The organism is Streptomyces albidochromogenes (genome assembly GCF_005981925.1).
Taxonomy (GTDB): domain Bacteria; phylum Actinomycetota; class Actinomycetes; order Streptomycetales; family Streptomycetaceae; genus Streptomyces; species Streptomyces albidochromogenes.
This window is the reverse complement of sequence record NZ_VBVX01000190.1, coordinates 1-13,119: the sequence shown is the minus strand read 5'-3', so window position 1 is coordinate 13,119 and position 13,119 is coordinate 1. Positions and strand designations below refer to the sequence as shown.

The following is a 13,119-nucleotide window of genomic DNA, read 5'->3' as shown; positions in this document are numbered from 1 at the left end:
GCCTGACGGTCGACACCGACGGCACCGGACTCGACGTGGGCGTCGCGCTGGCCCTCGGCGGCGGCGTCCTGCTCCTGCTCGCCGCCGTCCTGCTGCCCGGACGCCGGCGGCGCCGGCGCGTGGACCCCGTGGCACAGCAGAGCGCCGCCGACCAGATCGCCGTGGAACTGGGCGGCGTCACACGCTTCGTCCCGATCGACGACATCGCGTACGTCGAGGCGCAGGGCGACTACGCCCGCCTCCACACGCACGCCGGCAGCCACCTCGTCCGCATCCCCCTGTCCACGCTGGAGGAGCGCTGGGCCGCACGCGGCTTCGTCCGCATCCACCGACGCCACCTCGTCGCCCTCGGCCGCATCGACGAACTGCGGCTGGACGCGGGCGCGACCACCGTGCGCGTGGGCGACGCCGAGCTGGCGGTGAGCCGCCGCCACGCGCGCGAGCTGCGTGACCTCCTCATGCGCCGCGCCCACGGCTGACCCGCCCCGGCGGCCCCCCCGACCGCCGGCCGCCCCGGGGCACCGTTCACCGCCGTACACCCGCCGCTCGCCGCACCCGGCCGGCGGACGGGCCATGCGGTCCCCGGTCACCGCCTACGCTCGGTCGGGCCACCGTCACGAGGAGACCGGATGACCGAACTCGACGCGCTGCTGGAGGAGCTCCGCGGGCTGCCGCCGACCAGGCCGTCCGACGCGCGCGACCTCGAAGCGCTGCTCACGAGGGTCAAGAGCGCGGCGGGCCGGTGGGCCGACGTGCTCGACGAAGTACGGGAGTCCGCCCGCGACCTCGCCGGGCCGCGCACCGCCGCCGCCCTGGAGATCGCTTTCCGCAGGGCGGAGGAGTCGTACGTCGAGCTCGAATTCGCCCTCGACGACTGCGGCGCCGGCGGCCGAAAGCCCGGCCGCTGACCCCTGTCCGGCGCGATCGGCGCTGCGTAGACTCGCGCCGATGTCCGCAGATCAGCCGCCCTCACAGCGACCACCACGCCGCGAAACCGTCACCGGTGTGCCCCGGGGCGCCCGACGGCCACCGGGCCACGCCCCGGCGCGGTCCGAGATCACCGAGCAGACGACCCTGGGAGCGACGTACGTGCGCTCCCTGATGCGCAGCCAGCTGCGGGCGGCGATGGTCTCGCTGGGCGCGCTCGCGCTGCTCGTCGGTTCGCTGCCGCTGCTGTTCTCGCTTCCGGAGGTCTTCACCGCGTCCGACCTGCCGTCGCCCGCGCCCTTCGTCTGGGCGGCGCTCGGTGTGGCCGTCTACCCGGTCATGTGGCTGATCGCCCGCTGGTACGTCCGGCGCGCGGAGCGCAACGAACGCGCCTTCGGCAAGCTCGTCGAAGGACGCTGAGTGAACCAGGCGTACGCGGTGGCCGCCGTCACCGCCGTCGTGCTCGCCACCGTCCTCATCGGCGCGCTCGGCCTGCGCATATCCCGTACCACCTCCGACTTCTACGTCGCCTCACGCAGCGTCAAGCCCGGCCTGAACGCCGCCGCCATCAGCGGCGAGTACCTGTCCGCCGCCTCCTTCCTCGGAGTCGCCGGGCTCGTCCTCCTCCAGGGCCCCGAGATGCTCTGGTACCCGGTCGGCTACACCGCCGGATACCTCGTACTCCTCGTCCTCGTCGCGGCCCCGCTGCGCCGCTCGGGCGCCTACACCCTCTCCGACTTCGCCGAGGCCCGGCTCGAATCGCCGCAGGTCCGCAGGCTCGCCAGCCTCTTCGTCGTGGGGATCGGGTGGCTCTACCTGCTGCCGCAGCTGCAAGGCGCGGGCCTGACGCTGGAGATACTCACCGGAGCGCCCGACTGGGTCGGCGGCCTCGTCGTGGCGCTCGTCGTGACGGGGGCGGTGGCGGCGGGCGGGATGCGGAGCATCACCTTCGTGCAGGCGTTCCAGTACTGGCTCAAGCTCACCGCGCTGCTCGTGCCCGCGCTCTTCCTCACCGTCGCCTGGCTGGGGGACGACGCGCCGCGCGCCCGGTTCGCCGAGCCCGCCACCTTCCGCGAGCACACGGTCGTGACGGTCGACGACACCGTGCGTATCGACCTCGACCGGCCGCTGCGCGTCACTGTGACCGGCACCGTCGACGACCGCCGCCACGACCGCGAGCCGGTCGCCCTCGACGCGGGCGTCCACCGCATCGGCGCGGGCACCTCGCTCGCCTTCCCCGCGCACGCCCGGGTCCCGGAGAAGGCGGGCACCGACCGGGCGGGCGCGTCGAGCTGGTCCCAGCCGCTCGCCAGCAGCCGCGAGGAGCACCCGCTGTACGCGACGTACGGCCTGATCCTCGCCACCTTCCTCGGCACCATGGGCCTGCCGCACGTCGCCGTGCGCTTCTACACCAGCCCCAACGGCACCGCCGCCCGCCGCACGACCCTGGTCGTGCTCGGCCTGATCGGCGCGTTCTACCTGCTGCCGCCGGTGTACGGGGCGCTCGGCCGGATCTACGCCCCCGAACTGTCCCTCACCGGGGAGGCGGACGCCGCCGTACTCGTCCTGCCGGACCGGATGATCGGCGGCGTCGGCGGCGACCTGCTGGGGGCGCTGCTCGCCGGCGGCGCGTTCGCGGCGTTCCTGTCGACCGCGTCGGGACTGACCATGTCGGTCGCGGGCGTGCTCAGCCAGGACGTCCTGCCGTCCCGGGGCGTACGGCCCTTCAGACTCGCCACCGTCCTCGCCATGGCCGTACCGCTGGGTCTGAGCATCGTGACCGCCAACGTGCCGGTCGCCGACGCCGTGGGGCTCGCCTTCGCCGTGTCCGCCTCCTCCTTCTGCCCGCTGCTCGTGCTCGGCATCTGGTGGCGGGGGCTCACCCCGCCGGGCGCGGTGGCCGGGCTCGTCGTGGGCGGCGGGGCGGCGCTGACCGCCGTCATGGCGACCCGGGCCGGTCTGCCGGCGGGCGGCTGGTCGCACTCGCTCCTCGCCTGGCCCGCCGTGTGGTCGGTACCGCTCGGCTTCCTCACGATGGTGCTGGTGTCGCTGGCGACCCCGCACCGGGTGCCGTCGACGACCGCCGCGACGCTGGCCCGGCTCCACCTCCCGGAGGACCTGATCGCGAGGGACGGTACGGGCGTGGGCGGGGGAGCGGGACGATGACCGGCATCGAGATCGCGGCGGTGGCCGCCGCCGGCGCGGTGCTCCTCGCCGCCGGGATCGTGCTGGGCCGCGTCACCGCCCGCCACGGACGGGGCGACCTCGACCTCGGTACGCCCGTCGAGCACGCCACCTTCCACACCCTGCACACCGCCTCGCTCGCCGCGCCCCCGCTGCGCGCCGGCCTGACCGAGGACACCGCCCGCAAGGCCGCCCGCCGGCTGCGTTCGCTGCTCGGCACCGAGGCCCTGTGCCTGACCGACCGCGAGAGCGTGCTCGCGTGGGACGGGCCCGGCGGCGACCACCACCGCGAGCCGGTGATGCGCCGCGTACGGGAGATGCTCGACTCCGGGCGGAGCCAGAGCGTACGCACCGACTGCGACGACCTCCAGTGCCCGCTGCGGTGGGCGGTGATCGCGCCGCTGACCGGCGAGGAGGGGGTGCTGGGCGCGCTCGTCGCCTACGGGTCGCGGGAGTCGGCGGTCCTGGTCAGGGCGGCCACCGAGGTGGCCCGCTGGGTGTCCGTACAGCTGGAACTGGCCGAGCTGGACCGTTCCCGCACCCGTGTCGTCGAGGCCGAGATCCGTGCCCTGCGCGCCCAGATATCGCCGCACTTCATCTTCAACTCGCTCGCCGCGATCGCCTCGTTCGTCCGCACCGACCCCGAGCGCGCCCGGGAACTGCTGCTGGAGTTCGCGGACTTCACCCGCTACTCCTTCCGCCGCCACGGCGACTTCACCCACCTCGCCGACGAACTGCGCTCCATCGAGCAGTACCTGGCCCTGGCCGGAGCGCGCTTCGGCGACCGGCTGAAGGTGACCCTCCAGGTCGCCCCCGAGGTGCTGCCCGTCGCGCTGCCGTTCCTCTGCCTCCAGCCGCTCGTGGAGAACGCCGTCAAGCACGGGCTGGAGGACTCCACCGACGAGTTCAAGGTCACCATCTCCGCCCGTGACGCGGGCGCGGAGGCCACCGTCGTCATCGAGGACAACGGCGTCGGCATGGACCCGGAGCGCCTGCGGCGCATCCTCGCGGGCGAGCACACCGCCTCGTCCGGCATCGGTCTGTCCAACGTCGACGACCGGTTGCGCCAGGTGTACGGCGACGACTACGGCCTCGTGATCGAGACGGGCGTCGGCGCGGGAATGAAGATCACGCTGCGCTTTCCCAAGTACCGCGCGGGAGTGCACCCCTCACCGTCCGCCGGACAGGGCAGGCGGCCGGGGCCGTGATCAGAAGAGGTGGATGGCCAGATGCCCCAGGGGCAGACCCAGCTGCCAGGCCGGCATCCACACCTGCTCGCTCTCGTCCACCGCGAGATCCGCCGCCGGGTGCCGGGGGATCGCGCCGCCGAGGTCGGCGGCGAGGAGCTGCGTGCCGCTGAGCCAGCGCCACGAGGCCAGGGCCAGTTCGAGGTCGGGGCCGGCGGACGCGTCGCGGCGGGCCGCGGCGGTGCGCTCGTCGAGCCTCTCCCGTACCCAGGTCTCCCAGGGATGGCCGTACGTCGTGAGCGAGAGCCACTCGTCGAGGCTGGAGACGACGCGGATGCCGGACAGCTCGTCGGAGCTGTCGGACAGGTAGACGGTGAGCGCCAGGGTCTCCCGGCCCGCCCGGAACTCGATGGTGCCGGGTGGGATCAGGTTGCCCGTGCGGAGCAGCTCGTCGGCGATGTACTCGGCGTACAGCCAAGCCATCGGTACCGTGAGTCTGTCTCCGCTGGTGCCGTTCGTACTCTCGGGCAGCACAGCACTTCACCTTCTCCCGGACTGATCTGTTCTCTGTTCCTGCGGGGGCACCGCCGAGCCTTCACTCTCAGACACGCACAGCGTGCGGTCTTTACTCAACTTGACGCTGCTGTTTCGAAATCGGCCTGCTCTGCACGGGTACGGAAGGTGAAGATCTGACCTGCGGGGCGGGTGGTGCGAACGTGCCTCAGGCGGCGTCGCGGCCGTACCCCGGAAGCACCTTCCGCAGCGCGCGCAGAGCATAGTACGTACGGGACTTGACCGTGCCCGCCGGTATGCCGAGCGCCTGCGACGCCTCGGCCACGGAACGGCCCCGGAAGTAGACCTGGGCCAGCACCTCGCGGTGCTCCCCGCGCAGCGCCCCGACCGCCTGGCGGACGTCGAGCGCGGTGACGGAGCGTTCCACGTGGTCGTCGGGGAGCGCGGAGTGCTCCAGCACGTCGACGCCGACCTCGTACGGACGTGACCGGCGGGCCCGCCGGGCGTCGATCGCCAGCCTGCGGCCCACGGTGAAGAGCCAGGGGCGCAGCGATTCGTGGTCGCTCGCCAGCGCCTCCGGGTGCTGCCAGGCCCGGACCAGCGTCTCCTGGAGGAGATCCTCCGCGCGCTGCCTGTCCCCGTAGGTGAGGCCCAGGAGGAAGCAGAAGAGCGCCTTGCCGTGTTCGCGCTGGAGGTCGGCGATGGCTCGTTCGTCGGTGTGCTGCTGGAGGGAGGAAGCGGAGGAAGTCACCGTTGACGCCCCTTCGGGAGACCGGGTGGCCGATGGCCTGAAGGCGGCGAAGATAACCGCCCTCCGCCCGGGGCGCCGCCGTGCGGAAGGCGGCGGCCGAACGGGCGGCAGGGGCCGTGCGGTGAGCGGTCGAACGGTGCGGTGAATGGCACGACGAACGGTCGTGGCGAACGCCCGCGACGACCAGCCGTGACGACGCGCCGTGACGACCGGCGGTGAGGGGCGGCCCAGGGACCGGGAACCGTTGCGGTGACCCGGACGGCCGTGTCCCTTGACTTGCGGAAGACACCCATATCGGTTTGTTTCACCATAAGTAATACAAGATGAAAGTCGGTCTGATGGTGAAGCGAACACTGCAGGGGGCGACGGCCATGGCCGCGCTGTTGATCGGCGGCGTCACCGCGTGCACCGGGCCGCCCGCGAAGTCCTCGCCGCCGGGCCACCTGGCGGCGGGCGCGGGCCGCGACCAGCGGGGCTTCACCCTGGTCGCCTCGGGCGACGTACTGCCGCACGCGTCGATCATCCGGCGGGCCGCCGCCGACGCGGGCGGCGAGGGGTACGACTTCGCGCCGATGCTGGCCGGGGCGAAGTCGGTGGTCTCGGCGGCCGACCTGGCGATCTGCCACATGGAGACGGTGTACGGCAAGGACGGCGGCCCGTACACCGGCTACCCCGACTTCAAGTCGCCTCCCGAGGTGGCCAAGGGCCTGAGCGCCACGGGGTACGACGCGTGCTCCACCGCCTCGAACCACAGCCTCGACGCGGGGGCCGAGGGGATCGACCGGACGCTCGCCGCGCTCGACAAGGCCGGCGTGCGGCACGTGGGCTCGGCCCGGACCGAGGCCGAGTCGAAGGAGCCGGCCTGGCTGAAGGGCGGCAGCGCGAAGGTGGCCCAGCTCGCCTACACGTACGGCACGAACGGCTACCCGATGCCCGAGGGCCGGCCGTGGGCGGTGAACATGATCGACGAGGACCGGATCGTCGCCGACGCGCGGGCGGCCAGGAAGGCGGGCGCCGACGTGGTGGTCGTCTCGATCCACTGGGGCACGGAGTGGCAGGACGAGCCGGACGCGCAGCAGGTGCGGCTGGGCAAGGCGCTCACCGCGTCGAAGACGGACGGCCGCCCCGACATCGACCTGATCCTCGGCACGCACGCGCACGTCCCCCAGGCGTACGAGAAGATCAACGGCACCTGGGTCATCTACGGCATGGGCGACCAGGTCGCCGGCGCGATGGTGAACCACTCGGGCGCGTTCGACCCGCGGGGCAACCAGGGCACGATCGGCCGCTTCACCTTCGCGCCGCCGAAACGGGAGGGGCAGCGGTGGGAGGTGCGCAAGGCGGAGTTCCTGCCGCAGTGGTTCGACCCGGACGCGGGGCGCGTGGTGGACCTGAACGCCGCCATCAAGGGGGGCGCGGACCACACGGACGTACGCGACCGGATCCGGGAGGTCGTGCTGAGCCGGGGCGCGGCGAAGGCGGGCCTGCGGATGGGCCGGTAGGGCCCAGGGGCTGATCGGGGCCGCCCTGTCGGACACGGGCGGGGCCGCCGCCGCACGGGAACGCCTCCCTCGCGGTGGCAACCCCGGTGTCCGCCCCCCCCGCCTATTCCTTGCCGCCGGCGTCGGCCCTCGGCTGCTGCGCCAGCGCCGACTTCCGGTACGAGTAACCGAAGTAGATCACCAGCCCGAGCGCGAACCACAGCGCGAACCGGAACCAGGTCTCCCAGGCCAGATAGGTGATCAGCCAGATCGAGGACACCACCCCGATCGCCGGCACCAGCGGCATGCCCGGTGTGCGGAAGCTGCGCGGCAGCTCCGGCCGCCGGTAGCGCAGCACGATCACCGCGGTGCACACCACGGCGAACGCCAGCAGGATGCCGATATTGGTCAGTTCCGCCGCCTCGCCGATCGGCAGGAACCCGGCGATCAGCGCCGACGCGACGCCCACGATCCACGTCACCCGCACCGGCACGTGCCGCGTCGGGTGCGTTTTGGCGAACCAGCGCGGCAGCAGCCCGTCGCGGCTCATGGAGAACCACACCCGCGTCACGCCCAGCATGAAGGTGAACATGACGGTGAGGATGCCGATGATGGCTCCCACCGCGATCACGTCCGCGAGGGCGTCGAGTCCCACCGACTGGAACGCCGTCGAGAAGCCGCTCTCGGGGTCGATCTCCTTGTAGTTCTGCATGCCGGTGAGCACCAGGGTGGCCAGCACGTACAGCGCCATCGAGATGGCGAGCGAGTACAGGATCGCCTTGGGCATGTGGCGCTGCGCGTCCTTCGACTCCTCGGCCGCCGTCGACATGGCGTCGTACCCGAAGACCGCGAAGAACACCGTCGCCGCACCGGTGAACGCGCCGCCGACCCCGAAGGGGAAGAAGGGACTGTAGTTGCTGGTGCTGATGTGGAAGAAGCCGACCACGATCACGACGAGCACGACGAGGACCTTCAGCACCACCACGACCGTCTCGAAGCGCGCCGCGCTCTTGATGCCCAGCGTCAGCAGGTATGCGATGAACAGGCACAGCACGGCCGCGATCAGATCGACCCGGTGGCCGCTCCCGGTCCCGGGCGCGCCCAGCATCCAGGTGGGCAGCTCGGCGCCCAGGTCGTCCAGCAGGAAGTTGAAGTAGCCGGAGATGCCGATCGCCACCACCGCCACGATCGCCGTGTACTCCAGCAGCAGGTCCCAGCCGATGAACCAGCCGGCGAGCTCACCGAGCACCACATAGCCGTAGGTGTACGCCGAACCGGCCTTCGGGATCAGGCCCGCGAACTCGGCGTACGAGAAGGCCGCCGCCGCGCTCGCGACACCGGCGATCAGGAAGGAGATCAGGACGGCCGGGCCCGCCGTGCCGTTCGCGACCGTACCGGCAAGAGTGAAGATGCCCGCGCCGATGATGCCGCCGACGCCGATCGCGGTGAGCTGCCAGAGCCCGAGCGTTCTGGTCAGGCGCTCGCTGGTGTCACCTTCTTCGACCTGTTCGATCGGCTTGCGGCGCAGAACGCCTTGTCCCGCCCGGAGTCCGGCCATGAATGATTCCTCCGCAGACGACTGTCGGCTGATGGCGGCTCATGATGGACCAGGCGCGGGCGTGGTGAAAGGCGGTGTACGCCAAGTGGCGCTCTCCCCGTCACGCCGGGCCCGCCGCGCCGGCCGCGGCCCGCGACGAGGAATCCGAGCCGTCCGGGCCGGCGACGATCACTCCGGGCCGTCGGTGCCGCGTTCGAATCGATGGCGCTGCTGCTCTGCCGCAGCGGCGCGGCTGTCCGGCGCCGACCGGCTCGTCCCATCGGGTACTTCGGCCCCCACCGCCGGTGTGGGTCGGGCCCCGGGGCCTTCGGCCGTGCGAGCTATTAGTCATGAAAAACGATCAGATGCCTCCGGGGCGGCGGGCGATGCTGCGCCTGGCCGCCTGCCTGGGGGCCGCCACCGCCGTACGCCTCCTCGGACCGGACCCCGCCCAGACGCCCGGACGACTTCCGTCGGGACCGCCGCCGGCCGCCGGGCCGCAGGCCGGTGCGCCGGTCAGACCCTCGGCGTACCGGCTGCGGCCCATGACGGCCTACACGCCGCCCCGGTACCGGCCCGCCCGGCCGCCGGTGCGCCGCAGGCCCTTCCTCCGCATGGCGGGGGCCGGCCGCAGCATGGTGCTGACCTTCGACGACGGGCCCGACCCGCGCTACACGCCCGACATCCTGCGGACGCTGCGGCGCTACGACGTCCGCGCGATGTTCTTCGTGTGCGGCGAGATGGCGGCGGAGAACCGGGACCTGCTGCGGGAGATGGCCGAGGACGGCCACGTCGTGGGCAACCACACCTGGTCGCACCCGTTGGTCACGCGGCTGTCACCCGCGGGGATCCGCGCCGAGCTGGGGCGTACGAGCGATGTCGTCGAGCGGACCGTCGGGCGGGCGCCCGACTGGTACCGCGCGCCGTACGGAGCCTGGAACCGCCGCTCGTTCGAGATCGGCGCGGAGCTGGGCATGGAGCCGCTCGGCTGGACCGTCGACACGCTCGACTGGCGCGAGCCCGGTACGGGGTTCATCGTCCGCCGGGTGCGGGCGGGGGCGGGGCCCGGTGTGGTGGTGCTGTCGCACGACGCGGGGGGCGACCGGCGGCAGAGCGTCGAGGCGCTGCGGACGTACCTGCCGGAACTGCTCGACCGGGGCTACCGGCTCACGGTGCCGGGAACCGCCGCGCGGGGGTGAGCGCGCTACCCCGCGCGCGCCCCGGTCGCCACCCGCTCAGCGGGTGGCGACCATGCGGGCGAAGACCACGACGTTGCCGGCGTAGCCGCTCGTCTTCGAGTAGCCGCCGCCGCAGGTGATCACGCGCAGCTCGGGCCTGCCGATGTCCCCGTACACGCGGGGGCCGGGGAACTCCTCCTTCGAGAAGACTTCGACGCCGTAGACCTCGAACACGGCGGCGCGGCCGTCGTAGCGCTCGACCTCGATGCGGTGCCCCTTCCGGAGCGACCCCAGGTTGTAGAAGACGGCGGGGCCGACCGCGTTGTCGACATGGCCGACGATCACCGAGGTGCCGAGCTGGCCTGGGGAGATGCCGTTCTGGTACCAGCCGGCGAGGTTGGGGTCCTGCGGCGACGGTGCGTCGATCCAGCCCTCGTCGTCGAGCCCCACGTCCACGATGGGCGCGTTGACGCGGATGTCGGGCAGGCGGATGCGGGAGGCGGGGGCGTACGGCAGCGGCCGCACGGAGGTGCGCGAGGTCCGGGCGCCGCTGACCTCGGAGGGGCTGTCGAGAGCCGCGGCGGACGCGGGCTGCGGGGGGCCGATGGACACGTCGGCGCCGTTGCGCATCAGCGCGAGGCCAGTGAGCATGACGAGCGCCAGGACCCCCCAGGGCGAGCGTTTTCTCGGCTCGGAGCCGTTGTACTCCTGGCCCATTGTTCTCCCTTCGACGCGTCTGTACGGACGCTAAGCGCGCGGGGTGGGGGCGGCGATACGTGAGGGGCGAACGGGTGGCGCGGTCCGCGCGCGGTGACCCATCCGGGTAACTGGTCGTACAAGATATCTGACGGTCTGTGACCTGCGGCTCCGTCAGATCGGGACGCGCCGCACCGGCGTGTCGCCTCACCGGGGTGGACCAGCCCGAAATGCGGTAATCATCCCGCCCGGTGAGTGTTCGTCATGGGAGGCGTTCTCGTCGATCTTCCCGGGGCACCGCTCCGGGGCGCCGTCCCGTGGAGGTTCTACGATGCGTGTCTCACGCGCCTGTCTGGTGACCGCGACCGCCCTTGCGGCGGTCGGACTCGTCGCCCCCACCGCCACCGCCACCAACGGCCCTCGCAATGTCAACGTCAACCCGTTCTCGGTCCACCAGGGCGGCGTGCTGACGGTCAGCGCCTCGGGGTGCGGCCACGGCGGAACCGTGACGTCCAACGCCTTCCAGCGTCCCGCCCACCTGCCGGCCAGCGACACCACGTCGTTCGCCACCGCCAAGATCAAGCACAACGCCACCCCCGGCCACTACAACCTGGCCGTCAAGTGCAACGACAACCCGCTGGTGGCGACCCACCAGTTCACTGTCCTCTCGGGACGGGGCGCGCGCGGCGGCATCGGCGGGTCGCTCGGCCCTTCCGACACCGAGATGAAGGTCGGCGCCGGCCTCGTCGCCGCCTCGGCCATCGGCGGCGGCCTCTTCATCGCGCGCAGGCGGCGCCTGAACCGCGGCGAGGTCTGAGCGTCCGGCCGCCCGTGGCCCGTACTCGCGTGAACGCCCGTCGCCCCGCGTCCTTACGAGGACGCGGGGCAACGGGCTTGTCGGGTGCGGTCCGGGCTCCCGCCGCCGTCAGTGCTGGCGGCTGCCGGAGCGCCGGCGCAGGACGAAGACGACGCCACCGGTGGCCGCGAGGACCAGCGCCGCACCGGCGGCGATCTCCCCGGCGTCCATCCCGCCCTGGCTGCCGCCCACGCCACCCCTGGCGGGGCCGGCGGGGGAACGGGTCGCCGTGGCCGTGGTGGTCACGGTCGGGGCGGGCGTGGTGAAGGTGGGCGTCGGCCGGGCGTCGCCGGCGATGGTGAGCTGCGAAGTGCCCTGGCGGCCGTCGTCGTGGCAGACGTACGTAATGGTGTACAGGGCCCCGCGTTTCGCGTCCCAGTCGACCGTCGCGGTCGCCGTGCCGCCCTGCGGGATGTTGACGGTGTCGAACACGGCCGAGGATGCGTCAGCACCACCGGTGCACCCCGAGACGAACAGTGTGATCTGTCCGCCGGCGGCGATGGTGGACGGCGTGGCGGTGCCGACCACCGCGGGCACTTTGGTGTCGACCGCCGAGGCGGCCGGGACGGTGAGTGAGAGAGCGGCGAGGCCGAGCGCGGCGGCCGATGTCACACGTATCGCGCGCATGGACAATCCTCCGGGTCCTCGAGGAGCAGCGGCGGAATTTTTATCCACACATGGCAGGAAATGCGCCTCGATATCCCGAACGCTAGGAGCGGTGGCGGCGGCGCGCGATCACAGTCGCGCAAATGGGGTATCGGCGTACGCCACCCGGTGCACCGCCGCGGCCCGCCGCACCGGTCCGGCGGGCCGCTCCGGACGCGGCCGCCGCCCCCCCTGCCGGCCCCTGGCTCCAGGGGCTTCGGGGGACGGCGGCCGCGGGTGGCTACCGGGTGGCCTCCGGGAACAGGTCGAGGAACGGCCCGGCCGTGGCGGACAGCCCGCGTCCGAAGGGGGCGTCGAAGTCCCAGATGAGGAAGAGCAGGAAGGCGATCAGGGCGCTGTAGAGACCGGCCAGGAGCAGTTCGCGTCCGGTGCGGCGGATCTGGAGGGTGAAGATGAGCCCGACGGCGACCAGGGCCCCGATGATCAGGCCGAACCAGACGACGCCGGGCATGGTGGCCTCCGCCCCCGCGCCGCGTGCGCCCCGGGCGTCGTCCGCGGTGGCGACCTGGTCCACCAGCGGCTGGTACGCCTGGCCCTCGTGGTCGGTCCTGGGCACGTAGTCGGTGACGTCGCGGCGCACCTGTTCGAGCAGCTCGGTGCCGCGTTCGGTCAGGCTGCCGTGCTCGGCCATGTGCTTCCACTCGGTGTTGACGACGTGCGAGACGTACGCGTCGACGTCGCCGCGGATCCGGGCCCGGACCTCGGCGGGGTAGACCTCGGAGCGGGCGCTGACCTCGTACAGGGCCTGGGCCTCCTGCCGTACGGAGTCCTGGGCGGCGCTGCGGCCCTCCCAGACGCCCGCGATGGCCAGGCCGAGGACGATCGCGTAGACCACGCCGATCATCATCGTCATGTACTCGATGACGTCCGGGGTCTCGGACGGGTCGTCGTCCTCACCGACGCGGCGGTGGTTGATGACCGTGATGGTGAGGACGACCGCGCAGGCGGACGCCATCGCGATGCTCAGAACGAGCCATTCCGACATGGGATTCTCCGTCGGCTAGCGGGACCGTGGACGCAGTACGGCGGCGGCGAACACCGCCGGGGCCGTGATCAGGAGGGTGAGGGAAACCAGGGACGGCCCGTTCTGCGGCTCCTGACGGGTGGCTTTGCGGTACACGGGGAGCGCGACCGGCTTGGGGG

The 13,119-nt window shown here is 72.5% G+C and carries 14 protein-coding genes; 8 read left to right on the top strand and 6 right to left on the bottom strand.

Annotated elements, in window-relative coordinates; genetic code table 11:
* The 5 genes from E2E34_RS22530 to E2E34_RS22510 form a co-directional block, all read left to right on the top strand.
* A partial coding sequence (locus tag E2E34_RS22530; protein ID WP_244315985.1) for a LytR/AlgR family response regulator transcription factor occupies positions 1-479 on the top strand: 479 nt, incomplete at its 5' end.
* A gap of 150 nt (positions 480-629) precedes the next feature.
* Positions 630-908 carry a hypothetical protein gene (locus E2E34_RS22525; protein WP_138903732.1) on the top strand — a complete coding sequence of 93 codons (279 nt, stop codon included), beginning with the start codon at positions 630-632 and terminating at the stop codon, positions 906-908.
* 40 nt (positions 909-948) lie between these two features.
* Positions 949-1,347: a hypothetical protein gene (locus E2E34_RS22520; protein ID WP_138903731.1), complete on the top strand. Its 399-nt coding sequence runs from the start codon at positions 949-951 to the stop codon at positions 1,345-1,347.
* Positions 1,348-3,093, top strand: coding sequence for a sodium/solute symporter (locus tag E2E34_RS22515; RefSeq protein WP_138903730.1), 1,746 nt, complete (start codon positions 1,348-1,350; stop codon positions 3,091-3,093).
* A complete protein-coding gene (locus E2E34_RS22510; RefSeq protein WP_138903729.1) occupies positions 3,090-4,319 on the top strand; it encodes a sensor histidine kinase in 1,230 nt (409 codons plus the stop codon). Before E2E34_RS22515 ends, E2E34_RS22510 begins: the two co-directional genes overlap by 4 nt.
* Here the strand turns inward: E2E34_RS22510 and E2E34_RS22505 are convergent, their stop codons facing one another.
* Together E2E34_RS22505 and E2E34_RS22500 are read right to left on the bottom strand one after the other, a co-directional pair.
* Positions 4,320-4,781, bottom strand: a complete 462-nt coding sequence (locus tag E2E34_RS22505) for a hypothetical protein (protein WP_138903728.1) — start codon at positions 4,779-4,781, stop codon at positions 4,320-4,322.
* A 238-nt stretch (positions 4,782-5,019) separates the two neighbouring features.
* Positions 5,020-5,562, bottom strand: coding sequence for a sigma-70 family RNA polymerase sigma factor (locus E2E34_RS22500; RefSeq protein ID WP_138903727.1), 543 nt, complete (start codon positions 5,560-5,562; stop codon positions 5,020-5,022).
* A gap of 338 nt (positions 5,563-5,900) precedes the next feature.
* Here E2E34_RS22500 and E2E34_RS22495 point away from each other — a divergent pair, with 338 nt between their 5' ends.
* Complete coding sequence (locus E2E34_RS22495; RefSeq protein ID WP_138903726.1) at positions 5,901-7,064, top strand: CapA family protein; 1,164 nt, start codon at positions 5,901-5,903, stop codon at positions 7,062-7,064.
* Positions 7,065-7,167: 103 nt separating this feature from the next.
* Here the strand turns inward: E2E34_RS22495 and E2E34_RS22490 are convergent, their stop codons facing one another.
* Positions 7,168-8,601, bottom strand: coding sequence for an amino acid permease (locus E2E34_RS22490; protein WP_138903725.1), 1,434 nt, complete (start codon positions 8,599-8,601; stop codon positions 7,168-7,170).
* 329 nt (positions 8,602-8,930) lie between these two features.
* On the opposite strand from E2E34_RS22490, the gene E2E34_RS22480 reads away from it, so the two are divergent.
* Positions 8,931-9,779 (top strand): polysaccharide deacetylase family protein, encoded by an 849-nt coding sequence (locus E2E34_RS22480; protein WP_138903724.1) that lies wholly within the window; start codon positions 8,931-8,933, stop codon positions 9,777-9,779.
* A gap of 36 nt (positions 9,780-9,815) precedes the next feature.
* Here the strand turns inward: E2E34_RS22480 and E2E34_RS22475 are convergent, their stop codons facing one another.
* Complete coding sequence (locus E2E34_RS22475; RefSeq protein ID WP_138903723.1) at positions 9,816-10,475, bottom strand: class F sortase; 660 nt, start codon at positions 10,473-10,475, stop codon at positions 9,816-9,818.
* Between the two features lie 310 nt (positions 10,476-10,785).
* On the opposite strand from E2E34_RS22475, the gene E2E34_RS22470 reads away from it, so the two are divergent.
* Positions 10,786-11,271, top strand: a complete 486-nt coding sequence (locus E2E34_RS22470) for a hypothetical protein (RefSeq protein WP_138899070.1) — start codon at positions 10,786-10,788, stop codon at positions 11,269-11,271.
* A gap of 108 nt (positions 11,272-11,379) precedes the next feature.
* On the opposite strand, the gene E2E34_RS22465 is transcribed toward E2E34_RS22470, so the two are convergent.
* Both E2E34_RS22465 and E2E34_RS22460 read right to left on the bottom strand, forming a co-directional pair.
* Entirely contained in the window at positions 11,380-11,937 is a 558-nt protein-coding gene (locus E2E34_RS22465) for a hypothetical protein (protein WP_138903722.1), read from the bottom strand.
* Positions 11,938-12,196: 259 nt separating this feature from the next.
* A complete protein-coding gene (locus E2E34_RS22460) occupies positions 12,197-12,961 on the bottom strand; it encodes a bestrophin-like domain (RefSeq protein WP_138903721.1) in 765 nt (254 codons plus the stop codon).
* Positions 12,962-13,119 lie beyond the last annotated feature (158 nt).

What these genes read in the sequence shown, in the direction of transcription:
- E2E34_RS22525 (WP_138903732.1), top strand. Translation starts at nt 630, where the DNA reads ATGACCGAACTCGACGCGCTGCTGGAGGAGCTCCGCGGGCTGCCGCCG.
- E2E34_RS22520 (WP_138903731.1), top strand. Translation starts at nt 949, where the DNA reads ATGTCCGCAGATCAGCCGCCCTCACAGCGACCACCACGCCGCGAAACC.
- E2E34_RS22510 (WP_138903729.1), top strand. Translation starts at nt 3,090, where the DNA reads ATGACCGGCATCGAGATCGCGGCGGTGGCCGCCGCCGGCGCGGTGCTC.
- E2E34_RS22505 (WP_138903728.1), bottom strand. Translation starts at nt 4,781, where the DNA reads ATGGCTTGGCTGTACGCCGAGTACATCGCCGACGAGCTGCTCCGCACG.
- E2E34_RS22495 (WP_138903726.1), top strand. Translation starts at nt 5,901, where the DNA reads ATGGTGAAGCGAACACTGCAGGGGGCGACGGCCATGGCCGCGCTGTTG.
- E2E34_RS22490 (WP_138903725.1), bottom strand. Translation starts at nt 8,601, where the DNA reads ATGGCCGGACTCCGGGCGGGACAAGGCGTTCTGCGCCGCAAGCCGATC.
- E2E34_RS22480 (WP_138903724.1), top strand. Translation starts at nt 8,931, where the DNA reads ATGAAAAACGATCAGATGCCTCCGGGGCGGCGGGCGATGCTGCGCCTG.
- E2E34_RS22475 (WP_138903723.1), bottom strand. Translation starts at nt 10,475, where the DNA reads ATGGGCCAGGAGTACAACGGCTCCGAGCCGAGAAAACGCTCGCCCTGG.
- E2E34_RS22470 (WP_138899070.1), top strand. Translation starts at nt 10,786, where the DNA reads ATGCGTGTCTCACGCGCCTGTCTGGTGACCGCGACCGCCCTTGCGGCG.
- E2E34_RS22465 (WP_138903722.1), bottom strand. Translation starts at nt 11,937, where the DNA reads ATGCGCGCGATACGTGTGACATCGGCCGCCGCGCTCGGCCTCGCCGCT.
- E2E34_RS22460 (WP_138903721.1), bottom strand. Translation starts at nt 12,961, where the DNA reads ATGTCGGAATGGCTCGTTCTGAGCATCGCGATGGCGTCCGCCTGCGCG.